This window comes from Brenneria goodwinii (assembly GCF_002291445.1).
GTDB classification, from domain to species: Bacteria; Pseudomonadota; Gammaproteobacteria; order Enterobacterales; family Enterobacteriaceae; genus Brenneria; species Brenneria goodwinii.
In genome coordinates, this window is sequence record NZ_CP014137.1 from 5,221,421 (window position 1) to 5,244,471 (window position 23,051).

At 53.5% G+C, this 23,051-nt stretch carries 21 protein-coding genes; 13 read left to right on the forward strand and 8 right to left on the reverse strand.

All coding sequences use genetic code 11. The features are described 5' to 3' along the window. The first annotated feature begins 3 nt into the window (after positions 1-3). The 9 genes from murD (at position 4) to lpxC (ending at position 10,425) form a co-directional block, all read left to right on the forward strand. Positions 4-1,320 carry a UDP-N-acetylmuramoyl-L-alanine--D-glutamate ligase gene (gene murD, locus ACN28R_RS23175; RefSeq protein WP_095835602.1) on the forward strand — a complete coding sequence of 439 codons (1,317 nt, stop codon included), beginning with the start codon at positions 4-6 and terminating at the stop codon, positions 1,318-1,320. Beyond that, positions 1,320-2,522, forward strand: a complete 1,203-nt coding sequence (gene ftsW / locus ACN28R_RS23180; RefSeq protein ID WP_048637492.1) for a cell division protein FtsW — start codon at positions 1,320-1,322, stop codon at positions 2,520-2,522. The genes murD and ftsW overlap by 1 nt, the downstream gene beginning before the upstream one ends. Next, positions 2,519-3,610, forward strand: a complete 1,092-nt coding sequence (murG, locus tag ACN28R_RS23185; protein ID WP_048637493.1) for an undecaprenyldiphospho-muramoylpentapeptide beta-N-acetylglucosaminyltransferase — start codon at positions 2,519-2,521, stop codon at positions 3,608-3,610. The genes ftsW and murG overlap by 4 nt, the downstream gene beginning before the upstream one ends. Positions 3,611-3,677: 67 nt before the next feature. Beyond that, the gene (gene murC, locus ACN28R_RS23190; RefSeq protein ID WP_048637494.1) at positions 3,678-5,138 is read left to right on the forward strand and encodes a UDP-N-acetylmuramate--L-alanine ligase; all 1,461 of its coding nucleotides are present in this window, start codon (positions 3,678-3,680) and stop codon (positions 5,136-5,138) included. A gap of 8 nt (positions 5,139-5,146) precedes the next feature. Next, positions 5,147-6,067: a D-alanine--D-alanine ligase gene (locus ACN28R_RS23195; RefSeq protein ID WP_095835603.1), complete on the forward strand. Its 921-nt coding sequence runs from the start codon at positions 5,147-5,149 to the stop codon at positions 6,065-6,067. A 1-nt stretch (position 6,068) separates the two neighbouring features. Further along, positions 6,069-6,935, forward strand: a complete 867-nt coding sequence (gene ftsQ, locus ACN28R_RS23200) for a cell division protein FtsQ (RefSeq protein ID WP_048637496.1) — start codon at positions 6,069-6,071, stop codon at positions 6,933-6,935. Then, positions 6,932-8,188 carry a cell division protein FtsA gene (ftsA, locus tag ACN28R_RS23205; RefSeq protein ID WP_048637497.1) on the forward strand — a complete coding sequence of 419 codons (1,257 nt, stop codon included), beginning with the start codon at positions 6,932-6,934 and terminating at the stop codon, positions 8,186-8,188. Before ftsQ ends, ftsA begins: the two co-directional genes overlap by 4 nt. A 68-nt stretch (positions 8,189-8,256) precedes the next feature. Continuing rightward, the gene (ftsZ, locus tag ACN28R_RS23210; RefSeq protein ID WP_048637498.1) at positions 8,257-9,405 is read left to right on the forward strand and encodes a cell division protein FtsZ; all 1,149 of its coding nucleotides are present in this window, start codon (positions 8,257-8,259) and stop codon (positions 9,403-9,405) included. Between the two features lie 102 nt (positions 9,406-9,507). Then, a complete protein-coding gene (gene lpxC, locus ACN28R_RS23215) occupies positions 9,508-10,425 on the forward strand; it encodes a UDP-3-O-acyl-N-acetylglucosamine deacetylase (RefSeq protein ID WP_048639802.1) in 918 nt (305 codons plus the stop codon). 12 nt (positions 10,426-10,437) lie between these two features. Here the strand turns inward: lpxC and ACN28R_RS23220 are convergent, their stop codons facing one another. Further along, entirely contained in the window at positions 10,438-10,965 is a 528-nt protein-coding gene (locus tag ACN28R_RS23220; protein ID WP_095835604.1) for a DUF721 domain-containing protein, read from the reverse strand. 28 nt (positions 10,966-10,993) lie between these two features. Between ACN28R_RS23220 and secM the strand changes: the two genes are divergently transcribed. The 3 genes from secM (at position 10,994) to mutT (ending at position 14,835) form a co-directional block, all read left to right on the forward strand. Beyond that, on the forward strand, positions 10,994-11,506 hold the full coding sequence (gene secM / locus ACN28R_RS23225) for a secA translation cis-regulator SecM (protein ID WP_048637500.1): 513 nt from the start codon (positions 10,994-10,996) through the stop codon (positions 11,504-11,506). Positions 11,507-11,603: 97 nt separating this feature from the next. After that, on the forward strand, positions 11,604-14,306 hold the full coding sequence (gene secA / locus ACN28R_RS23230; protein ID WP_048637501.1) for a preprotein translocase subunit SecA: 2,703 nt from the start codon (positions 11,604-11,606) through the stop codon (positions 14,304-14,306). Positions 14,307-14,439: 133 nt separating this feature from the next. Beyond that, positions 14,440-14,835 (forward strand): 8-oxo-dGTP diphosphatase MutT, encoded by a 396-nt coding sequence (gene mutT, locus ACN28R_RS23235; RefSeq protein WP_048637502.1) that lies wholly within the window; start codon positions 14,440-14,442, stop codon positions 14,833-14,835. Between the two features lie 41 nt (positions 14,836-14,876). Here mutT and yacG read toward each other — a convergent pair whose 3' ends face one another. From yacG to ACN28R_RS23255, 4 genes are all read right to left on the reverse strand, one after another. Next, positions 14,877-15,074 carry a DNA gyrase inhibitor YacG gene (gene yacG / locus ACN28R_RS23240; RefSeq protein WP_048637503.1) on the reverse strand — a complete coding sequence of 66 codons (198 nt, stop codon included), beginning with the start codon at positions 15,072-15,074 and terminating at the stop codon, positions 14,877-14,879. 85 nt (positions 15,075-15,159) lie between these two features. After that, positions 15,160-15,912 (reverse strand): cell division protein ZapD, encoded by a 753-nt coding sequence (gene zapD / locus ACN28R_RS23245; RefSeq protein ID WP_095835605.1) that lies wholly within the window; start codon positions 15,910-15,912, stop codon positions 15,160-15,162. Beyond that, positions 15,905-16,531, reverse strand: a complete 627-nt coding sequence (gene coaE / locus ACN28R_RS23250) for a dephospho-CoA kinase (protein ID WP_095835606.1) — start codon at positions 16,529-16,531, stop codon at positions 15,905-15,907. Before coaE ends, zapD begins: the two co-directional genes overlap by 8 nt. A gap of 303 nt (positions 16,532-16,834) precedes the next feature. Then, positions 16,835-18,412 carry an alpha-N-arabinofuranosidase gene (locus ACN28R_RS23255; protein ID WP_095835887.1) on the reverse strand — a complete coding sequence of 526 codons (1,578 nt, stop codon included), beginning with the start codon at positions 18,410-18,412 and terminating at the stop codon, positions 16,835-16,837. Positions 18,413-18,765: 353 nt separating this feature from the next. Here ACN28R_RS23255 and ACN28R_RS23260 point away from each other — a divergent pair, with 353 nt between their 5' ends. Beyond that, on the forward strand, positions 18,766-19,806 hold the full coding sequence (locus ACN28R_RS23260; RefSeq protein WP_048637506.1) for a GMP reductase: 1,041 nt from the start codon (positions 18,766-18,768) through the stop codon (positions 19,804-19,806). A 51-nt stretch (positions 19,807-19,857) separates the two neighbouring features. Here the strand turns inward: ACN28R_RS23260 and hofC are convergent, their stop codons facing one another. The 3 genes from hofC to ppdD are packed head-to-tail and all read right to left on the reverse strand — an operon-like array spanning position 19,858 to position 22,954. Continuing rightward, positions 19,858-21,063: a protein transport protein HofC gene (gene hofC / locus ACN28R_RS23265; RefSeq protein WP_095835607.1), complete on the reverse strand. Its 1,206-nt coding sequence runs from the start codon at positions 21,061-21,063 to the stop codon at positions 19,858-19,860. After that, a complete protein-coding gene (gspE, locus tag ACN28R_RS23270) occupies positions 21,063-22,505 on the reverse strand; it encodes a type II secretion system protein GspE (protein ID WP_095835608.1) in 1,443 nt (480 codons plus the stop codon). The genes hofC and gspE overlap by 1 nt, the downstream gene beginning before the upstream one ends. A gap of 2 nt (positions 22,506-22,507) precedes the next feature. Continuing rightward, a complete protein-coding gene (gene ppdD / locus ACN28R_RS23275) occupies positions 22,508-22,954 on the reverse strand; it encodes a prepilin peptidase-dependent pilin (protein WP_095835609.1) in 447 nt (148 codons plus the stop codon). Positions 22,955-23,051 lie beyond the last annotated feature (97 nt).

Sequence of the window (23,051 nt, forward strand, 5' to 3'; positions counted from 1 at the left end):
AATATGGTGGACTATCAGGGTAAAAAAGTCGTCATTATCGGGCTGGGGCTAACCGGCCTCTCCTGTGTTGATTTCTTTCTTGCGCGTGGCGTGGTGCCGCGCGTGGTGGATACCCGTGTCAGTCCGCCCGGATTGGATAAACTGCCGGAAAATGTGGAGCGCCATCTCGGCGATCTCAACGAAAGCTGGCTGATGGACGCCGATTTGATCGTGGCCAGCCCGGGCATCGCCTTGTCTACTCCCATACTGGGCGATGCCGCAGACGCCGGGATTGAGATTGTCGGCGATATCGAACTGTTTTGTCGTGAGGCCCAGGCGCCTATCGTGGCGATTACCGGTTCTAACGGTAAAAGCACGGTGACGACGCTGGTTGGCGATATGGCGCGTGCCGCCGGCTGGCAGGTGGGCGTGGGGGGGAATATTGGTTTGCCCGCGCTGCAATTGCTTCAGCATGAATGTCAACTCTATGTGCTGGAGCTGTCGAGCTTCCAACTGGAGACCACCAGCAGCTTACATGCGGCGGCGGCGACCATTCTGAACGTGACCGAAGATCATACCAACCGTTACCCGCTTGGTTTGCAGCAGTATCGCGCCGCTAAGTTACGTATTTATGAAAACGCCAAAGTATGCGTCGTCAATGCGGATGACGCGCTGACGATGCCCATTCGCGGCGCGGACGAACGCTGCGTCAGTTTTGGTGTCGACGTCGGCGATTATCATCTGAACCGCCAGCAGGGGGAAACCTGGCTGCGAATTAAGGGCGAGCGGGTATTGAACACCCGGGAAATTAAACTGGTGGGACAGCATAACTACACCAATGCGCTGGCTGCCCTGGCGTTGGCCGACGCCGTCGGCATCCCCCGTTCGTCGGCGTTAACCGCGCTGACCGCTTTTACCGGGCTGAAGCATCGCTTTCAACTGGTGTGGGAAAACAACGGCGTGCGCTGGATCAATGACTCCAAGGCGACCAACGTTGGCAGTACCGAAGCGGCTCTGAGCGGTCTGAACATCGACGGCACCCTGCATTTGTTGTTGGGCGGCGATGGCAAATCCGCCGATTTCTCGCCTTTGCTACGTTATTTTCAGGGCGATAACATCCGGCTTTATTGTTTCGGACGCGATGGTCAGCAACTGGCGGCGCTGCGGCCAGAAATTGCAGAGAGAACGGAGACAATGGAACAATCCATGCGGCTGATAGCCGGGCGCGTGGCGCCAGGCGATATGGTGTTGCTGTCGCCTGCGTGCGCCAGCCTCGATCAGTTCCGCAGTTTTGAACAACGGGGTGATGAATTTGCCCGCTTGGCGGAGGAACTGGGCTAATGCGGTTGTTTGGGCTGGCATTTATCGAACGTATAAAGCACTGGGTTATGGGGTCGCGGGAAAGCGATTCGCTGAGCCTTGTCCTGTATGACCGTACCCTAGTATGGCTGACGTTCGGGCTGGCTGTTATTGGTTTTGTGATGGTGACGTCGGCTTCAATGCCGATCGGACAACGTCTGGCGAGCGATCCTTTCCTGTTTGCCAAGCGGGATGCGTTGTATCTGGGGTTGGCCTTAGGGTTGTCTCTGGTGACGTTACGCATTCCCATGGAGATTTGGCAGCGTTACAGCCCGGTTCTGCTGCTACTGGCGATGGTGATGCTGCTGGTGGTGCTGGCCGTTGGCAGTTCCGTAAACGGGGCATCCCGCTGGATTTCGCTGGGGCCGCTGCGTATTCAGCCTGCGGAGTTATCCAAGCTGGCGCTGTTTTGCTACCTCTCCAGCTATATGGTGCGCAAGGTGGATGAAGTGCGTAACAATTTCTGGGGATTCTGTAAGCCGATGGGCGTGATGGTGGTGTTGGCCGTGCTGCTGCTGGCTCAGCCGGACCTGGGAACGGTGGTGGTGCTGTTTATTACTACGCTGGCGATGCTGTTTTTAGCCGGCGCGAAACTGTGGCAGTTCCTGGCTATTATCGGCTGCGGTATTTTCGCCGTCTGCCTGCTGATTGTCGCCGAACCTTATCGTATGCGGCGTGTGACGTCCTTTTGGAATCCATGGGAAGATCCGTTCGGCAGCGGCTATCAGTTGACCCAGTCTCTGATGGCGTTTGGCCGCGGTGAGCTATGGGGGCAAGGGCTGGGCAATTCGGTGCAGAAGCTGGAATATTTGCCGGAGGCGCATACCGACTTTATTTTCTCCATTTTAGGCGAAGAACTCGGCTATATCGGTGTGGTTTTGGCGCTGTTAATGATATTCTTCGTCGCTTTTCGTGCGATGTCCATCGGGCGGCGGGCGCTGGAGATTAACCAGCGTTTTTCAGGTTTTCTGGCTTGTTCGATCGGCATCTGGTTCAGTTTTCAGACGTTGGTAAATGTCGGCGCGGCGGCGGGTATGCTGCCGACCAAAGGGTTGACGCTGCCGTTGATCAGCTACGGCGGTTCGAGCCTGCTCATTATGTCGACGGCCATCGTTTTATTGTTGCGTATTGATTTTGAAACGCGTCTGACCAAAGCGCAGGCGTTTACGAGGAGTGCCAGATGAGTGGCGAAGGAAAGCGTTTGATGGTGATGGCAGGCGGCACGGGAGGACATGTTTTCCCCGGTCTTGCCGTCGCGCATCATCTGATGGCTCAAGGCTGGCAGGTACGGTGGCTGGGTACAGCGGATCGTATGGAAGCGGATTTAGTCCCCAAGCATGGTATTGAAATTGATTTCATCCGTATCTCCGGACTGCGAGGCAAGGGGCTAAAAGCACAGCTATGCGCGCCTTTACGCATTTTCCGGGCGGTTCGTCAGGCGCAGGCCATTATACGTCGTTATCAGCCTGATGTGGTGCTGGGAATGGGCGGCTATGTTTCCGGACCGGGAGGCTTGGCCGCCTGGTTGTGCGGCGTGCCGGTGGTGCTGCATGAACAAAACGGCATTGCCGGGCTAACCAATCGCTGGCTGGCGCATATCGCCAAAAAAGTATTGCAGGCATTTCCGGGCGCATTTCCGAAAGCGGAAGTGGTCGGCAATCCGGTAAGAACGGATGTACTGGCTTTGCCCGCGCCAGCGGCTCGTCTGACCGGACGTACCGGACCGGTTCGGGTTTTAGTGGTTGGCGGTAGCCAGGGCGCAAGGATCCTTAATCAGACGCTGCCGGGCGTCGCCGCGAAGTTAGGCGATAGCGTTACGATTTGGCATCAGGTCGGTAAAGGCGCGCAGGCGGAGGTTGAGCAAGCCTATCGGCAGCTTGGGCAGCCGCAGCATAAGATCGCTGAATTTATTGATGATATGGCGGAAGCCTATGCCTGGGCCGACGTGGTGGTTTGTCGCTCCGGCGCGCTGACGGTCAGTGAAATCGCTGCGGCTGGACTGCCCGCGCTGTTTGTTCCTTTTCAGCATAAGGATCGCCAGCAGTATTGGAACGCTCTGTCGCTGGAAAGAGCGGGGGCGGCGAAGATTATCGAACAACCACAGTTTAACGTTGCATCAGTGACTGAGGTTTTAGCGAGCTGGGATCGCGCCACGTTGATGGCGATGGCGGAAAAGGCCCGCTCTGTGGCCATCCCCGACGCGACGCAGCGCGTAGCTGAAGTGGTGAGCGCCGTGGCGGGCGGACGAACCGGTCGTGTAGTTCATAGCTGATTAATTAATACAGTATTGCCGGGCGGCGCGGCCGCTCGGGGATTAAATAAGGTAGCGATAGAAAAAAGTGAATACTCAACAACTGGCGAAACTGCGTTCAATCGTGCCCGAGATGCATCGCGTCCGGCACATTCACTTTGTCGGCATTGGCGGTGCCGGCATGGGCGGTATCGCCGAAGTGTTGGCTAATGAAGGCTATGAGATAAGCGGCTCCGATTTGGCGCCGAATGCCGTGACCCAACAATTGAGCGCGCTGGGCGCGCAGATTTATTTCCATCATCGGGCCGAAAATGTGCTGAATGCCAGCGTGGTCGTGGTCTCCACCGCGATCTCCGCTGATAACCCGGAGATTGTCGCGGCGCATGAAGCGCGTATCCCGGTGATTCGCCGGGCGGAGATGCTGGCGGAATTAATGCGCTTTCGTCACGGCATCGCGGTTGCGGGAACGCACGGTAAAACTACCACGACGGCCATGGTCGCCAGCATTTATGCCGAGGCCGGGTTGGATCCGACATTTGTGAATGGTGGTCTGGTGAAGGCGGCGGGCACGCATGCGCGTCTGGGTTCCAGCCGTTATCTGATTGCCGAGGCGGATGAAAGCGACGCGTCGTTCCTGCATTTGCAGCCGGTGGTCGCTATCGTCACGAATATCGAAGCCGATCACATGGATACGTATCAGGGCGATTTTGAAAACCTGAAACAGACGTTTATTAACTTTTTGCACAATTTGCCGTTTTACGGTCGGGCCGTAATGTGTGTGGATGATGATGTTATCCGTGAGCTGTTGCCGCGGGTCGGGCGCCATATCACCACCTACGGTTTCAGCGATGATGCCGATGTACGCATCGCCAGCTACCGGCAGACCGGTGCGCAAGGGCATTTCACGCTGGCGCGTCAGGATAAGCCGCTGCTGAATGTGACGCTGAACGCGCCTGGCCGCCATAACGCGTTGAATGCCGCCGCCGCCGTCGCTGTTGCGATGAACGAAGGCATTGATGATGAGTCGATTCTGCGGGCGCTGGAAAAATTTGAGGGTACCGGCAGGCGCTTTGATTTCCTGGGCGAGTATCCGCTGGAGCTGGTGAACGGTCAAAGCGGCAGCGCCATGTTGGTGGATGACTACGGTCATCATCCGACCGAAGTCGACGCGACCATCAAGGCGGCGCGCGCGGGATGGCCGGACAAGCGTCTGGTAATGATTTTTCAGCCGCACCGTTATACGCGTACTCGCGACTTATATGATGACTTTGCTCACGTTCTGTCGCAGGTGGATGTTTTGTTTATGCTGGATGTTTATCCGGCGGGCGAATCGCCGATCCCCGGCGCGGATAGCCGCTCTTTGTGCCGTACCATCCGCGGACGCGGTAAGATTGATCCGATTTTAGTGTCGGATGTGGATACGTTGCCGGAACTGTTGTCACAGGCGCTACGTGACGGGGATCTGGTCCTGGTTCAGGGCGCCGGCAATATCGGCAAACTGGCGCGGAAACTGGCTGATTCCAGGCTACAGCCACAGATAAGTGAATGAGGAACATCATGACTGAGAAAGTTGCTGTATTGCTTGGTGGAACCTCTGCCGAACGTGAAGTGTCGTTGCTTTCGGGTCAGGCGGTGCTGGAAGGTTTGCAAGAAGTGGGGATCAACGCCCACGCTGTCGATACGCGCGAGTTTCCGGTGACGCATTTAAAGGATGAAGGGTTCACTAAGGTTTTTATCGCTCTGCACGGCCGTGGCGGCGAAGACGGCACCTTGCAAGGTTTGCTGGAGTTCTTGCAACTGCCCTACACCGGCAGCGGCGTGATGGCGTCCGCGCTGACGATGGACAAACTGCGCACCAAACTGGTGTGGCAGGCATTGGGCTTACCGGTCTCGCCTTATGTCGCCCTGAGCCGGCAGGCGTTTGCCGCCGCCGATCAGGATGCGCTGTTGGCGAAATTCGCGCAGTTAGGCATGCCGCTGATTGTAAAACCAAGCCGCGAAGGCTCCAGCGTCGGGATGAGCAAGGTGAGTCAAGCCGGTGAGTTGGCGGCCGCGCTGGAAGAAGCGTTCCGCCATGACGATGAAGTGCTGGTCGAAAAATGGCTCAGCGGTCCGGAGTACACGGTCGCTATTCTTGGCGATGAAGTCCTGCCGTCTATTCGCATCCAGGCTGCGGGCACATTTTACGATTATGAAGCGAAATATCTGTCGGATGATACGCAGTACTTTTGTCCAAGCGGTTTGTCATCTGAAAAAGAGCGGGAATTGGCCGAACTCTCGATGGCGGCCTATCGTGCGCTGGATTGCAGCGGCTGGGGCAGGGTGGATCTGATGATGGATAGCGACGGTTCCGCCTATCTGCTGGAGGTGAATACCTCTCCGGGGATGACGAGCCACAGTTTGGTGCCGATGGCGGCACGGCAACACGGCCTGACCTTCTCGCAGCTGGTTGCCAGGATTTTGGAGTTGGCCGACTGACATGTCGCAGGCAGCACTGAATACGCGCGGACGAGAGCCGGAGTCTCAAGGCGCTCGTCGCAGTAACGGGAGCCAGTTGGCGGGATTGATTTTCCTGCTGATGGTTGTAGGAACGATCGTCTGGGGCGGCTGGATGGTCGTGGGATGGATGCATGACGCCAGTCGTCTGCCTTTGTCAAAAATGGTGGTGACCGGTGAAAGGCAATACACCACTAACGACGATATTCGTCAGGCGATTTTAGCGCTGGGTTCACCGGGAACCTTTATGACGCAGGATGTGAACGTAATCCAACAGCAGATTGAACGTCTGCCGTGGATCAAACAGGCCAGCGTTCGTAAGCAGTGGCCGGATGAATTGAAGATTCATCTGGTTGAATATGTTCCGGTTGCGCGTTGGAATGACCTATTAATGGTTGACGCCGAGGGGAACTCCTTCAGCGTGCCGGCTGAGCGTATTGGCAACCGTAAGATGCCGTTATTGTACGGCCCGGAAGGCAGTGAAGTAGAAGTGCTGGAAGGCTATCGGACCATGAATCAGGTGCTGGCCGCAGGGAAGTTTACTCTGAAAATGGTTGCGATGAGTGCTCGCCACTCCTGGCAACTGGGGTTGAGTGATGATACCCGCCTTGAATTGGGACGGGACGATCGGGCCCGGCGCCTAGAGCGCTTCATTGAGCTCTATCCGCTGTTGCAACGTCAGGCGCAGAGCGATAGCAAACGTATCAGCTATGTCGATCTGCGTTATGACTCTGGCGCGGCGGTAGGTTGGGGGCCGGCCTTGTTTGATCAGCAAAGTGTTGATCAGCAGCAAGACATTGATCAGCAACAGAATAGTAATCAGAATCAGGCACAGGCTAAACAACAATGATCAAGTCGACGGACAGAAAACTGGTAGTTGGGCTGGAAATCGGTACGGCAAAGGTGGCTGCGCTGGTAGGGGAGGTTCTGCCCGATGGCATGGTCAATATTATCGGTGTGGGCAGTTGCCCGTCGCGCGGTATGGATAAAGGCGGCGTTAACGATCTTGAATCGGTCGTCAAATGCGTTCAGCGTGCGATTGACCAGGCTGAACTGATGGCGGATTGCCAGATATCTTCGGTATATCTGGCGCTCTCTGGCAAACATATCAGTTGTCAGAACGAAATAGGGATGGTGCCTATTTCGGAAGAGGAAGTCACGCAAGAGGATGTCGAAAGCGTGGTGCATACCGCCAAGTCGGTACGCGTACGCGATGAACACCGCGTTCTGCATGTGATTCCGCAAGAGTATGCGATTGATTACCAGGAAGGGATCAAAAATCCGGTCGGATTATCCGGCGTGCGTATGCAGGCGAAGGTTCACCTGATTACCTGCCATAACGATATGGCGAAGAATATTGTTAAAGCCGTAGAACGCTGCGGCCTGAAAGTGGATCAACTGATTTTCGCCGGTCTGGCATCCAGCTATGCCGTGCTGACGGAAGATGAGCGCGAGCTGGGCGTCTGTGTCGTGGATATCGGCGGTGGAACGATGGACATCGCGGTATACACCGGCGGCGCCTTGCGGCATACCAAGGTTATTCCTTACGCGGGTAACGTGGTAACCAGCGATATCGCCTACGCTTTTGGTACGCCGCCGACGGACGCCGAAGCGATCAAAGTTCGCCATGGCTGCGCGCTGGGCTCGATTGTCGGTAAAGATGAAAATGTTGAAGTCCCCAGCGTAGGGGGGCGCCCACCACGCAGTCTGCAACGGCAGACGCTGGCGGAAGTGATTGAACCGCGTTACACCGAACTGTTGAATTTGGTGAACGACGAACTTTTACAGTTGCAGGAGCAGTTACGTCAACAGGGCGTCAAGCACCATCTGGCGGCAGGCATCGTGCTTACCGGTGGCGCCGCGCAAATAGACGGCCTGGCGGCCTGCGCGCAGCGCGTGTTTCACACGCAGGTGCGTATCGGCCAGCCATTAAATATTACAGGTCTGACAGATTATGCGCAGGAACCTTACTACTCCACAGCGGTCGGGTTGCTGCATTACGGCAAGGAGTCTCACCTTGGTGGTGAGCATGAAGTCGAAAAACGCGCTTCAGTAAGCAACTGGTTCAAAAGAATCAATAGCTGGCTGAGGAAAGAATTTTAATTTTATCAAAGAGATCATTTAGCACAGTTTATGATCTCGAAGTTACAGGCACAAAGCGGAGAGAAACTATGTTTGAACCAATGGAATTAACCAACGACGCGGTGATAAAAGTCATCGGCGTCGGCGGTGGCGGTGGCAACGCTGTCGAACACATGGTGCGTGAACGCATCGAAGGCGTCGAGTTCTTTGCTGTGAATACGGATGCGCAGGCGTTACGTAAGACAGCGGTGGGCCAAACGATTCAGATTGGCAGCGGCATTACCAAAGGTTTAGGCGCCGGCGCGAATCCTGAAGTCGGCCGGAATTCAGCCGAGGAAGACCGTGAAGCGTTGCGTACGGCGCTTGAAGGCGCTGATATGGTGTTCATCGCCGCAGGCATGGGCGGCGGCACCGGTACGGGCGCCGCGCCGGTCGTTGCTGAAGTTGCGAAGGATCTGGGGATCCTGACGGTTGCCGTCGTGACTAAGCCTTTCAATTTTGAAGGCAAAAAACGTATGGCTTTCGCGGAGCAGGGGATTGCCGAGCTGTCTAAGCATGTCGACTCCCTGATTACTATTCCGAACGATAAACTGTTGAAAGTTCTGGGTCGCGGCATCTCTTTACTGGACGCATTCGGCGCGGCGAACGACGTCTTGAAAGGCGCGGTTCAGGGTATCGCCGAACTGATTACCCGTCCTGGCTTGATGAACGTCGACTTTGCCGACGTTCGCACCGTGATGTCGGAAATGGGTTACGCCATGATGGGGTCGGGTGTGGCCCGTGGCGAAGATCGTGCGGAAGAAGCGGCGGAAATGGCGATCTCCAGCCCGTTGCTGGAAGATATCGACCTGTCTGGCGCCCGTGGCGTATTGGTTAACATCACGGCAGGTTTCGATCTGCGTTTAGATGAGTTCGAAACGGTAGGTAACACCATCCGTGCATTTGCTTCCGACAACGCGACGGTGGTTATCGGTACGTCGCTCGATCCGGAAATGAATGACGAACTGCGCGTTACCGTGGTCGCTACCGGCATCGGCATGGATAAGCGTCCGGAAATTACGCTGGTGACGAATAAACAGTCTCAGCCGGTTATGGACCATCGTTATCAGCAGCATGGCATGACGCCGCTGACGCAGGAAAAACCTGCGGCCAAGGTGGTCAACGACCAGAACTCGCAGACCAATAAAGAGCCAGATTACCTGGATATCCCGGCGTTTCTGCGTAAGCAGGCGGATTAATACCGTCGTATAACGTTGGAATCTCCGCTCTTTGTGCTAAACTGTACCACCGAGCCTAGTGTATGCTAGGTCGGTAGGTTCAGTAACATGCGAGATAAAATGATGATCAAACAACGTACATTAAAACGTATTGTTCAGGCGACAGGGGTCGGTTTGCATACCGGCAAGAAAGTCACCCTGACCATGCGTCCTGCACCGGCAAATACCGGGGTCATCTATCGTCGCACTGACTTGAATCCACCGGTTGATTTTCCGGCTGATGCAAAATCCGTGCGTGATACCATGCTCTGTACTTGCCTGGTTAATGAGCATGACGTGCGTATTTCTACGGTGGAGCACCTTAACGCTGCGCTTGCAGGGTTAGGAATTGACAATATTGTCATTGAAGTTGATGCACCGGAAATTCCAATTATGGACGGTAGTGCCAGTCCTTTTGTTTACCTGCTGTTGGATGCGGGTATCGAAGAACTGAACAGTGCCAAGAAATTCGTGCGTATCAAACAGCCTGTACGGGTTGAGGATGGCGATAAATGGGCTGAGTTGTCTCCGTTTAACGGTTTCAGTCTGGATTTCACCATCGACTTCAACCATCCGGCTATTGATGCAGGCTCTCAGCGTTATCGCCTGGACTTTTCTGCCGATGCCTTCGTGCGCCAGATAAGTCGTGCACGTACTTTCGGTTTTATGCGTGATATCGAGTATCTGCAGTCTCGTGGGTTGTGCCTGGGCGGCAGTTTCGATTGTGCGATAGTCGTAGATGATTACCGCGTGCTGAACGAAGACGGGCTGCGTTTCGAAGATGAGTTTGTGCGCCATAAAATGCTGGATGCCATCGGCGATCTGTTTATGTGCGGTCACAACATCATCGGCGCGTTTACTGCGTTTAAGTCAGGACATGCCTTGAATAACAAACTGTTGCAGGCTGTGTTGGCTAAGCAGGAAGCGTGGGAATACGTCACGTTTGAAGACGATGCGGAAATGCCGTTGGCATTTAAAGCGCCGTCGACCGTATTGGCTTAACGCTTAAGATCGTTACTTCTTATTACGACTGGTTTTACTGGTACTCTCTCCGGCCAGTGAAGCCAGTCGTTCTAGTATTTTGCGTAATTTCTCCGGGCTATGGCTCGCCAAACCTCTCAATGTTTCCGCACTTTGTTCGCTTAACTGACGCAATGGTTTTTGATCTGCCTGCTCAGGTGCGGTGATATCACTGTTTTTCACTATTTCATGCCCTTTTGCGGCGAGCGCTGGATTAATCCTGATGTCGATTGAGGCCAATGATGGTAATATTTGGGCGCGTAATGCAGAGAGTAATGCCGGCTGTTCATAACGTAACCGCATCAACCAGTTAGCGTTGGCGGTTTCCAGCACCAGCAGCCCCTGTCGATAGTTGGCGACGCGGCACCAGGGGTGCAACTGTGCGGGAAGTATTCCACGTACGGCCCGGTTGAGTTTTAGTAACGCGATAGCGCGCTGCTGCACATCACGCAGTGGTCCAGTATCCGCACCTGATGCGCTATCAAACAGAGATTCAAGTGATTGTGGGCGGCTATCACGCATAAATCAGGCTCCGACGGACGTTAAACTAGTGATCGGTATTCTAAATCGTTGGCGACAATTTGGCAGACGTTATTTCTGGCCGCATCTCTTATTAGGGATGGTCGCGGCGAGTCTTGGCCTGCCGAACACGCTGAATGCGTCGCAGAAGCTGGTTCCGTTACCTGATTCCGCTTCCAGCGTCAGCCGTCAGAACAGCGTATCACTCAGCCTTACCGATTTAGTCGCGTTGAAAGAAGCGCATCGTCGCTCTTCTTTTGGTGTGGATTACTGGCATCAGCATGCCATTCGTACGGTAATACGTCACCTCTCTTTTGCACTTACCGCGCCACAGCAGCTAAACGCACAGCAGGTTGATGACTTGCCTCCGCATTCGCTGGTGTTATTGGATACGCTGAATGCATTACTAACACGCGAAGAGAAACTACCAACCATCATTCGCCAGACAGGGCGACTATCCTCTTTCCCATCACCACATCATCAGACAGGGATCTGGCTGGCCCAGGTTCGCGGCATTCGCGCCGGTCCATATTTTCATCGCTGAAAAATATTGATTACTAATTAATAACTGTAGTACTTTCCCCAGTTTTTTGATGTTTTGCAGCCACTGGATGTGTGGCGCTTGTGAGATTAAATTTATTATGGTCATGAATATATTAACAAAAATCTTTGGTAGTCGTAACGAACGTACCCTGCGCCGTATGCGCAAGAAAGTCGATATCATTAATCGTCTGGAACCCGATATGGAAAAGCTTTCAGACGAAGAGCTGAAAGCCAAAACCAATGAATTCCGTGAACGCCTGAAAAAAGGCGAATCGTTAGAGAGTCTGCTGCCTGAAGCTTTTGCCGTGGTGCGTGAGTCCAGTAAACGTGTGTTCGGTATGCGCCATTTTGACGTCCAGTTAATCGGCGGGATGGTATTGAACGAACGCTGTATCGCTGAAATGCGTACCGGTGAAGGTAAAACGCTGACGGCGACGCTGCCTGCTTATCTTAATGCCCTGACCGGGCGAGGCGTTCATGTCGTGACAGTGAACGACTATCTGGCGCAGCGCGACGCGGAAAATAACCGCCCGCTGTTTGAATTTTTGGGGCTGACCGTGGGGATTAACCTGCCGGGAATGCCTGCGCCGGCTAAACGCGAAGCCTATGCCGCTGACATTACTTACGGCACCAACAACGAATACGGTTTTGACTATCTGCGCGATAATATGGCTTTCAGCCCGGAAGAGCGCGTGCAGCGTAAACTCTATTATGCGCTGGTGGATGAAGTCGACTCCATCCTGATCGATGAAGCCCGTACGCCGCTGATTATTTCCGGCCCGGCTGAAGACAGTTCCGAACTTTATATCCGCGTTAACAAGATTATTCCTCACCTGATTCGGCAGGAGAAAGAAGATTCGGACACCTTCCACGGTGAAGGCCACTTCTCTGTTGATGAGAAAGCGCGTCAGGTTAACCTGACCGAACGTGGTCTGGTGCTGGTTGAAGAATTGCTGGTGAGGGAAGGCATCATGGAAGAGGGCGAGTCACTGTACTCGCCAGCCAACATTATGCTGATGCACCATGTTACCGCGGCTTTGCGTGCTCACGTGCTATTCGCCCGTGACGTGGACTACATTGTGAAAGACGGTGAAGTCATCATTGTGGATGAACACACCGGGCGTACCATGCAAGGACGTCGTTGGTCCGATGGTCTGCATCAGGCGGTAGAAGCGAAAGAAAACGTCGCTATCCAGAATGAAAACCAGACATTGGCGTCAATCACCTTCCAGAACTACTTCCGTTTGTATGAAAAACTGGCCGGGATGACGGGGACGGCGGATACGGAAGCCTTTGAATTCAGCTCGATTTATAAGCTGGATACCATCGTTGTTCCGACTAACCGTCCGATGATCCGTAAAGATTTACCCGATCTGGTCTACATGACGGAACATGAAAAAATTGACGCCATCATTGAAGATATTAAAGAGCGCGCGGGTAAAGGGCAGCCGGTACTGGTGGGTACGATTTCCATTGAGAAGTCGGAAGTGGTTTCTCAGGCGCTGGAAAAAGCCGGCATCAAGCACAATGTGTTGAACGCCAAATTCCATGCGATGGAAGCGGATATCATCGCTCAGGCGGGTCAATCCGGCTCGGTCACGATCGCCACCAACATGGCGGGGCGCGGTACGGATATTGTGCTGGGCGGCAGTTGGCAGGCTGAAATCGCGCAGTTGGAGAATCCGGATGAGGCGCAGATAGCCGAAATTAAAGCGGCATGGCAGAAACGTCATGATGCGGTATTGACTGCCGGCGGTCTGCATATTATTGGTACGGAGCGTCATGAATCCCGTCGTATCGATAACCAGCTGCGCGGTCGTTCCGGCCGTCAGGGGGATGCGGGTTCTTCCCGTTTCTATCTGTCGATGGAAGATGCGCTCATGCGTATTTTTGCTTCCGATCGTGTTTCCAACATGATGCGTAAATTGGGTATGAAACCCGGCGAGGCGATTGAGCATCCCTGGGTGACCAAGGCGATTGCCAATGCGCAGCGTAAAGTGGAAAGCCGCAACTTTGATATTCGTAAACAATTGCTTGAATATGATGATGTCGCCAATGACCAGCGTCGGGCGATTTATTCTCAGCGTAACGAGTTGCTGGATGTTTCCGATATCAGTGAAACCATCAACAGCATTCGCGAAGATGTGTTCAAAACGACGATTGATAACTATATTCCGCCGCAATCGCTGGAGGAAATGTGGGACGTCGACGGTCTGGAACAGCGTCTGAAGAATGACTTTGATCTGGAAATGCCGATTAAAGAGTGGCTGGATAAAGAGCCCGAGCTGCATGAAGAAACGCTGCGTGAACGTATTTTCCAACAGGCCGTCGAGGTGTATCAGCGCAAGGAAGAAGTTGTGGGCAGCGAAGTGATGCGCAACTTTGAGAAAGGCGTTATGTTACAAACGCTAGACTCTCTGTGGAAAGAGCATCTGGCGGCAATGGACTATCTTCGTCAGGGTATTCATCTGCGCGGCTATGCGCAGAAGGATCCCAAGCAGGAATATAAGCGCGAGTCCTTTGCGATGTTCGCCGCCATGCTGGAATCACTGAAATATGAAGTGATCAGTACGCTGAGCAAAGTTCAGGTCCGTATGCCGGAAGAGATCGAGGCTCTGGAGCAGCAGCGTCGTGAAGAAGCCGAACGTTTGGCTCGTCAGCAGCAGTTGAGCCACCAGGAGGAAGCGAGCCAGAGTACCGGAATGCCTGTTCAGGCGGAGCGGAAAATCGGTCGTAACGATCCCTGTCCTTGCGGTTCAGGAAAAAAATATAAGCAATGCCACGGTCGTTTACAGAAGTAACCGATCGTTGAATTGAGTAATAATGCAAAGGGGCGTACTGACAAACCCTCTCTTCCTGATTGGGTATTACGCAGGCCACTTTGTCGATAGTCTGAGGCGGTCGTAGGCCGCCTTTTACTTGATAGGACGTACCATGGATCAAAAGCAGTTATCCGTTGCGGTAGGCATTATTCGCAATGCCGAGCAAAAGTTATTTATCGCTCGCCGGCCGGCCGGGGTTCATATGGCCGGTATGTGGGAGTTTCCTGGTGGAAAGGTTGAAGCGGGAGAAACGCCGGAGCAGGCGTTGATACGCGAGTTACGTGAGGAAACGGGCATTGAGGTTGAAAATCCGCAGCCGTTGAACAATAAAACCTTCGCGACACCCGAGCGCATGATTACGCTGCATTTTTTTCTGGTGGAACATTGGCGGGGGGAGCCGTATGGCCGTGAAGGGCAGGCTTCTCGCTGGCTGCGGGCGGATGAGTTGCTGGAAGATGAATTCCCGCCAGCGAATGTGGATATGATCCGCTGGCTGAAATCTAATTAACGGTGAGAATCAGACGGCTGAAAAGCGGCCGCGAACGAGTCTCACTGCTGAGATTCGCTCCACTCTTCGCTGTCTGAAATGATGTCGTCGCTGGGAATGCGTTTTTCTTCATCCGCCCATTCCCCCAGATCGATAAGCTGGCAGCGTTTGCTGCAAAATGGGCGATAAGTACTTTTTTCATTCCATTCGACCGGCTTTTTACAAGTCGGGCATTTTACGATGGTCACGTCATTATTCATGGGGCTTCTCCTATACCTTTTATCTTTCAAACCGCAGCGTTGAAATCTATTGGTATAATCTAACTAATTGTTTATAAATCTGTTATTAACAACAGGCCAATTCAAACGTCAGGCGTGGCGGAATTTGTCCGTTCTCGCTATCCAGCGCAAGAAAACGGATAGCGTAGCGCGTCTTATGACCAGAGATTTGCGGATAGAGTTGATGGGCCAAATCAATGCGTAAGCGCAATAGGTCGGCATCGGACGCATTATCCTGAAAAAAGCCGTTTAAACTGATTTGTGGGCGAAAAGTTGCGGAGTGGCGAATCAACTCCAGCACCATCGTCAGCGAGTCCCTCAACGGCGACAATGAGTTGAGCCAGCCAGCGACCAGTTGTTCGCGCTGTTCCTGCGGCTGATAAAGCCAGATATGCAGGGTAGGCAAGTCGAAACTGCAACAGCCTCCCGGAATGCTGATCCGCTGTCGAACCATGCCAATCAGACGATCTTCGCGCAATACTTGTCCCATCCTCGGTGCTGCCATCAGCGCGGATGACTGCTCTTTTAACTGTTGGCGTAGTGAATGGATCCGTTCCATATCGACACCGGGAACGTCTCTCCATTGCAGTAACTTTTGTTGCTGGCGTTCCAGTTCTTTCAATAGTTCAGTCCGAACATCTCCGCGTTCTAATATGTCCATCATGTCGGCAAGAGCGCGGAAAAATGTCATCGCACTTCCCATGTCAATCAGGGCGTGATTATGATGCAACTGCTGTAGCAGCGACTCGATACGCAACCAGGTACGCATTTTTTCGTTTAGCGGATGTTCAAACAAAATAGTTGAGGAAACGTCACTCATGCTTAGTAATCCTGTTAGCGGCTGAGGCGGCGAGCTCAAGATAACGTTGATGCAGTTCAGCAACACGTGAAGCAAGCTCTCTTTGGCTACGGTTATTATCAATAATATCATCGGCATGGGCCAGGCGCTGTTCGCGAGTCGCCTGGGCCGCCAGTATGTTTTCTGCTTGTTGTCGACTAATGCCGTCCCGGGCAAGCGTGCGTTCAAGCTGGGTTTTTCGGTCTACATCGACAACCAGAACACGCTGGGCATGTTGTTGCAAACCGTTCTCTATCAGTAATGGCACAACCCACATTACATAGGGATCGGTTGATTCTTGAAATTGAGATAGCGTTTCTGCATGAATCAGCGGGTGTAACAGATTATTCACCCATTGTTTCTCCTCCGGAGAGGAAAAGATTTTTTGGCGCAGCGCGGCACGATTCAAAGAACCATCGGCGTTCAGGATATGGCCGCCAAATCGCTGTTTGATCGCATTCAAGGCAGTGGTTCCAGGCTCAACAACCTGACGTGCAATGACGTCCGCATCAATGATAGCCACTCCAAGTTTAGCAAACTCATCGGCTACCGTGCTTTTCCCACTGCCAATACCGCCGGTTAAGGCTACGATATATGTCATATGCCGATTTTGAAGGTTAATGGATAGATTTACCCGATTTTATCCCAAGTATGGAAGTTTTGCGCGTGGAATAAAACGGCGAAAAGATGGAATGATATCAGTATGACCACGGTCTCTGACGAGGTTCAACCCAAGACTCCGCCTGCTGCCATAGCCGGACGGATTCGCCCCGGAAAGGCCGGTTCTACAAAGATCCGGCGCAACTTGAGGTTTCCGCAGGTGATTAGCGCTGCCGACGGCAGCGCGAAATATTGAACGTTGTGCTAAAAACGGCGTAAGGCGATTTAGCTCTCGGCTTCGAACTTACTCCAGACTCACCACCACCACTGATTTAGCCGGGATTTTCAACGACAGCACCGAGCCGTTAATTTTGCCATCTTGATAGTTTACCGGGTGAATAACTTCAGACTGGCCGGGAATGTTGTGCGCATCCATCACCGTGCTGGTCAGTATTTCACCGGAAACAGACTTCGCTTTAAGCGATCCCAAATTAATGGACAGGTCATAGCCTTCATGCAGGTTCATGTTGGCGACGCCTATATATATCTTGCCGTCTTTCGCCCTGGCGGCGGAGACATTGAAAGCCGGGAACGATTTGCCGCCGGAAGTCAACTGCGGCGCCTTAACATCAAGCGGGATAGCGGTAGAATCCTGGAACGGCACATACATCTTGAAGGCATAATAGGTCGGCGTCAGCGCGATCTTGTCGCCTTCAGTCAGAATCATCGCCTGCAATACATTGATGGTCTGGGCGATGTTGGTCATACGCACGCGCTCGGCATATTTATGAAAAATATTGAAATTGGCGGCAGTCAGGATACCGTCGCGCAGGGTGTTCTGCTGGAACAGATGACCAGCATAGGTGCCGGGCTCAACGTTGTACCAGGTGCCCCATTCGTCAACGAACAGACCGATTCGTTTTTGCGGATCGTGCTTATCCATGACGGCAATATGCTGCTGCAGTACATCGTCCATGCGTAAGGTTTGCTGGAAAATCGCGTTCCACTGCTCTTCGGGGAAACCCGTCGCGCTGGCCTGATTACGGTTTACCCACTCACCCGTCAGTACCGTGTAAAAATGCAAAGAGATTGCATCCATATGAAACGCGGCGTTTTTCATGACCACGTCAGTCCAGTGGGTGTCGTCGTTATTCGCGCCGGAAGCGACGCGCAGCGCGGTATTGTCATTACCTTCATGGAAGTTGAGGCCGTCTTTATGGAAAAAAGATCCCCAGCGGCGCAGTTCATTGGAATAATACTCCGGCGTCATATTGCCGCCGCAGCCCCAGCTTTCATTGCCGATGCCGATAAAAGGCACCTTAAACGGCTCGTCGCGGCCATTGGCGCGGCGCTCGTTGGCCAGGCTGTCCTGTTCCTTCGACGTCAAATATTCAATCCATTCACGCATTTCTGTCGGCGTGGATGACGCGACATTAACCGAAAGATAGGCATCCGCGCCGATCTGTTCGGCAAAATCGAAAAACTCATGGGTGCCGAAGGCATTGTTTTCCAGACCGCCTCCCCACCAGTTATTTTTGCGCACCGGGCGTTTATCGCGCGGACCTATGCCGTCGCGCCAGTGATATTCGTCAGCGAAACATCCGCCCGGCCAGCGCACGACCGGCACCTTGATCGCTTTGAGGGCTGCGACCACATCGTTTCTGATGCCGCGCGTGTTAGGAATGGATGAATCAGGACCGACCCAGATGCCATCGTAAATGCCGCGCCCCAGATGCTCGGAAAACTGGCCATAGATATAGCGCGATATCTGAGGGCCGGGTTGTTCGGCTTTCAGTGTCGCGTCGATGCGGCTTTCTGCGGCTGTTGCCGACATCATTCCCATTAATCCCACCATTAATACCGAGAGCTTCATCTTTCTCATATTCATCCCGCCAATAATATTCAAGTTAAAAAAAAACCTGAGTGAGCCTCTTGCGAGAACCCACTCAGGTTTTGCCTGGTCGATGACCAGTGACAATCCGGTGTTATATCAGCGGTAAAGATTATCGAGATTAAGCGATCGGTGATGTAACGTACGTCACATTTCCGCTCTAACCATCCTCAATATCAGCTTAACGGCGGTTATTGCGGCCTTCCGCCATGCTGCTTAAAAAAGTAAATTCGCAGTCTTGTCGTGGGATTATTCCCGCGTATGATAACGTCACTGGATATGGCATTAATCTCGCCGATCACAATTTTTGCGAATCGTCGCCACTAACCAGGAATTCAACCCCCATGCGTATTGAAGAAGATTTAAAGTTAGGTTTTAAAGACGTTCTTATCCGGCCTAAACGTTCTACTCTCAAAAGCCGCTCCGACGTTGAGCTTGAACGTCAATTCACGTTTCTCCACGCCGGGTGCGACTGGTCAGGCGTGCCGATTATCGCTGCCAATATGGATACCGTAGGTACCTTTCATATGGCTGAGGCATTGGCATCCTTTGATGTATTAACGGCAGTCCATAAACATTATTCACTGGAACAATGGACAGAGTTTGTTCAGCGTTCGTCCGCATCGGTGTTACGTCACGTGATGGTGTCAACCGGCACCTCGGAAGCCGACTTCATCAAGCTGAAGGACATTCTGGCTCTGTCATCGGAGCTAAAGTTCATTTGTATCGATGTTGCCAACGGTTATTCGGAGCACTTTGTCACGTTTCTGCAAAAAGCGCGTGAGGCCTGCCCGGATAAAGTGATTTGCGCGGGTAATGTGGTGACGGGGGAAATGGTCGAAGAGCTGATTTTGTCCGGCGCGGATATCGTGAAAGTCGGTATTGGTCCGGGGTCAGTCTGCACCACCCGAGTGAAAACGGGCGTTGGCTATCCACAGCTTTCCGCGGTCATTGAGTGCGCAGATGCCGCTCATGGCCTTGGCGGCCAGATTGTCAGCGACGGTGGTTGTACTGCGCCAGGCGATGTCGCCAAGGCCTTTGGCGGCGGTGCGGATTTCGTCATGCTGGGCGGCATGCTGGCCGGGCATGATGAGTGTGAAGGCGCCATTATTGAAGAGAATGGCGAAAAAATGATGCTGTTCTATGGCATGAGTTCCGCTTCAGCCATGGAGCGCCATGTCGGCGGCGTGGCAGAGTACCGGGCGGCTGAAGGCAAAACGGTCAAACTGCCGCTGCGCGGCCCTGTTGATAACACCGTACGCGATATCCTGGGGGGATTGCGTTCCGCCTGTACTTATGTCGGCGCTTCCCGCTTGAAAGAACTGACCAAACGCACCACGTTTATTCGTGTCGCCGAGCAGGAGAACCGCGTTTTCGGTGGTTAACCGATAGCTTCCGTCATCTGACGTTGTTGACATGCGCCTGTATTGGCCGGTTTATGCTCCGGCCAATACATTGCCCAGTTGAAAAATAGGTAGATACATTCCAATCACCAGCGCGCCGACCATTCCGCCGACAATCAGCATCATCGCCGGTTCCATCGTTTGCATCACTGTTTCCGCCTGCTGTCGCGTTTTTCTTTCATACCATTGCGCCAATTGCATAAACAACATATCTAATTCCCCGGTTTCCTCTCCGACTCGGATAAGCTGCTGGCAAGGCGCCGGAAACAGAGCCGTATATCGTCGTATTGCGTCATGGAGCGTGATGCCCTGTTGGATCGCTGTTTGGATCTGTTGAATGGCGTTCTGATAAATGGGGTGACGGATCGTGGCGGCCGCATCTAATCCTGCCGGCAATGTCAGCCCCGCGTGCTGTGTCATCGCCAGTATAGTAAATATCTGACTCAGACAGTTACCGCGTATCAGCTTAGCGATGACCGGCAACTTTAGTAACCATGCCTGCTCTTTCTCCCGCCAGAAGGGTCTGCGCCGTCGTAGGTTGAAATACCCCGATAACGCGGCAAAGAGGAGAATCAGCCCCGTTAAACCATAATTGCGGATCCCATTCGCCAGATGCAGCAGTTGTTGGGTAAACCAGGGCAGCGGCGTATCGAAAGAGGCGTACAGGCTGGAAAATTCCGGTAATACCAAGGTTAGCATCAGTACGCTGACCAGCGTCGCGATGATCAAGATGAAACAGGGGTAGCGCAGCGCTTTCATCACCTTTTGCTGTAGTTGGGATTTCCCTTCCTGTTGCCGGGCTAATTGGAGACAGCACTCATCAAGATTTCCTGTCAGTTCGCCTACGGCAATCAGAGAGCGGTAGATGACAGGGAAGATATGCGGATATTCCGTCAACGTCTCAGACAGTGACTTTCCTTGCGCGATCTGGGCGCCGATCTCCTTTAATATGCAGCGCCAGCCGGGACGTTCATGCTGTTCAGCCATCAGCTTGATGGCTTCCAGTAGAGGAAGCCCGGCGCGTAAAAGCATGGCTAATTGCTTGATCAGTTCGCTGAGCCGCTCTCCTTTCCAGTAACGTGGCGACAGATACTGGCCCGTTCTCAATGACAAAGGCTGATATCCCTGAACAATTAAACGGCTATAGGCCTGCTGCCGGTAGGCGCTGATTATCTCTCCGTGGGCCAATGTTCCTTCCGGTGTGATAGCCTGCCAGTGATACAAGCGTTCCCATTTCATTAAACCGTCTCCTGGCTCAGGATACCTTCGCCCACGATACGATAGATCTCCGTTATTGATGTCTCGCCGTCATTGACCAGAGATAAACCGGCGGCGAGTAGCGTGGTCGAGCCTGACTCACGGGAGAGTCGAGTGAGCTGGTTGTTGTTCGCGTTATTGGCTAATGCTTGCTGTAGTTCGGGCGTAATGACTAACAACTCATAGATGGCGATGCGGTCGTAATACCCAGACAGGCAATGATTACAGCCTGCGGCCCGCCAGTTACGCAACGGACCGCGCCACAGTTCTGACGGCAGGTGCAGGAGAGGGGCGGCCTGTGTTTTACAGTGGGGACACAGACGGCGTACCAGGCGTTGGGATATCACCAGTTTCAGCGCGGCGGCGATCAGATAGCCGGGGATGCCAAGATGGCTCAGCCGGGTCAGGGTTTCCACCGCCGAGTTGGTATGCAGCGTCGACATCACCAGGTGCCCGGTTTGCGCGGCTTTAACGGCGATTTCAGCGGTTTCGGCATCGCGGATTTCGCCGACCATGATTACGTCGGGATCCTGGCGCAACATCGCCCGTAATATCCGGCTGAAATCCAGGTCGGCTTTGGGGTTGATCGCCGTCTGGTTAATTCCCGGCAGCGGAATTTCGATCGGATCTTCCACGCTGCAGATGTTGCGGCTGACATTATTCAGCCAGCGTATGGCGCTGTATAGCGTAACGGTTTTGCCACTGCCGGTGGGGCCGGTTACCAGAATCATCCCTTGTGGCGAACTGAGAATTTGGGTGAGCCGATCCCGATCGGGATCCGACAGTCCCAGTTTATCCAATGCCAGTTCCTGCTGCCGAGTTTGCAGAATACGCAGTACCACTTTCTCTCCATGCTGTACCGGCAATGTTGAGATACGTAGCGAATAGGCCTGCTGATCCAGTGTGATGCTGAACTGCCCATCCTGCGGCAATCTTCGTTCGGCTATATTCAGCTTGCCCATGATCTTCAACCGGGCGGTAATGCGAGCGGTCAATTCGGCCGGCGGCGCCGATATTTCCTGCAATACCCCGTCAATGCGCAAGCGGACGCGATAGTAAGCCAGCAACGGTTCCAAATGAATATCGGATGCGCGGCGTTGAATCGCCGAACGCAACGTTTGATTAATGAAAAGCACCGCAGGCGTATCTTCGTCATTGGTACGATCGTCTGACTCCGTATGGTAATCCTCCGGCGACTCCTCAACGGCGTTTACCGGGCTGAGCCGTTGTTCCAACCTCGCCAGAGGCCATTGCTCTACCAAAATCTGGCGGTTGCCGGCGAAACGCAATGCGGCGATCATCTCCGCCGAGGGCGGGCCATTTACCGCCACTGACAAGGTCTGTTCGTCTATGTTCAGCAGCAAAGCGTGATAGCGCTGGCACAGTACCTGCAATTCATTGGTGAGATGTTTTGCGTCAGCCATCTTTAACCTGCCGTATTATCAAAACGAAAAACATTCTGACAGGCGGATTGCAGATCGATGGCTTTACTCTCGGTAACGCAATTTTTTGTCCAGCGTGATGTGCTGGTCGTGGTATCCCACTCTGGAGTCAGCACCACGCTCAGCCCCTGTAACGTCGATTGTCCGGTTAAGGTGATAACGCCTTGGCTAACGCTCACCGCACTGACGTAGCGTGAGGTTTGACTCGCGGGAATGCCCTGGTTTCCTGCATTGCAGGTCGAGAAAGCCGCATTCTCCAATCCGCAAAGGTCGACGGCGGTTTTATACGACGCCATCGTTTGCAGCATATCGGTCATCGCCGCTTTTTGCAGATAGCCCTGATAGGCCGGTACGCCAATGGCGCTGAGGATGGCGACAATCGCGATGACGATCATCAGTTCAACCAGCGTAAATCCCTGTTGTTTACTCATATGTATTTCCCTGTCGTGGTCGGTATATCGACAAGATAGAAAAGGTGCCGACTGTTGGCGACAGGGGCGGGTTGAAGCGGGAATCCGGCGCGAAAAA

Bases quoted from the DNA above. Each gene is read 5' to 3' on its own strand.
- murD (WP_095835602.1), top strand. From the start codon at position 4: ATGGTGGACTATCAGGGTAAAAAAGTCGTCATTATCGGGCTGGGGCTA.
- ftsW (WP_048637492.1), top strand. From the start codon at position 1,320: ATGCGGTTGTTTGGGCTGGCATTTATCGAACGTATAAAGCACTGGGTT.
- murG (WP_048637493.1), top strand. From the start codon at position 2,519: ATGAGTGGCGAAGGAAAGCGTTTGATGGTGATGGCAGGCGGCACGGGA.
- ACN28R_RS23195 (WP_095835603.1), top strand. From the start codon at position 5,147: ATGACTGAGAAAGTTGCTGTATTGCTTGGTGGAACCTCTGCCGAACGT.
- ftsQ (WP_048637496.1), top strand. From the start codon at position 6,069: ATGTCGCAGGCAGCACTGAATACGCGCGGACGAGAGCCGGAGTCTCAA.
- ftsA (WP_048637497.1), top strand. From the start codon at position 6,932: ATGATCAAGTCGACGGACAGAAAACTGGTAGTTGGGCTGGAAATCGGT.
- ftsZ (WP_048637498.1), top strand. From the start codon at position 8,257: ATGTTTGAACCAATGGAATTAACCAACGACGCGGTGATAAAAGTCATC.
- lpxC (WP_048639802.1), top strand. From the start codon at position 9,508: ATGATCAAACAACGTACATTAAAACGTATTGTTCAGGCGACAGGGGTC.
- ACN28R_RS23220 (WP_095835604.1), bottom strand. From the start codon at position 10,965: ATGCGTGATAGCCGCCCACAATCACTTGAATCTCTGTTTGATAGCGCA.
- secA (WP_048637501.1), top strand. From the start codon at position 11,604: ATGGTCATGAATATATTAACAAAAATCTTTGGTAGTCGTAACGAACGT.
- mutT (WP_048637502.1), top strand. From the start codon at position 14,440: ATGGATCAAAAGCAGTTATCCGTTGCGGTAGGCATTATTCGCAATGCC.
- yacG (WP_048637503.1), bottom strand. From the start codon at position 15,074: ATGAATAATGACGTGACCATCGTAAAATGCCCGACTTGTAAAAAGCCG.
- zapD (WP_095835605.1), bottom strand. From the start codon at position 15,912: ATGAGTGACGTTTCCTCAACTATTTTGTTTGAACATCCGCTAAACGAA.
- coaE (WP_095835606.1), bottom strand. From the start codon at position 16,531: ATGACATATATCGTAGCCTTAACCGGCGGTATTGGCAGTGGGAAAAGC.
- ACN28R_RS23255 (WP_095835887.1), bottom strand. From the start codon at position 18,412: ATGAGAAAGATGAAGCTCTCGGTATTAATGGTGGGATTAATGGGAATG.
- ACN28R_RS23260 (WP_048637506.1), top strand. From the start codon at position 18,766: ATGCGTATTGAAGAAGATTTAAAGTTAGGTTTTAAAGACGTTCTTATC.
- hofC (WP_095835607.1), bottom strand. From the start codon at position 21,063: ATGAAATGGGAACGCTTGTATCACTGGCAGGCTATCACACCGGAAGGA.
- gspE (WP_095835608.1), bottom strand. From the start codon at position 22,505: ATGGCTGACGCAAAACATCTCACCAATGAATTGCAGGTACTGTGCCAG.
- ppdD (WP_095835609.1), bottom strand. From the start codon at position 22,954: ATGAGTAAACAACAGGGATTTACGCTGGTTGAACTGATGATCGTCATC.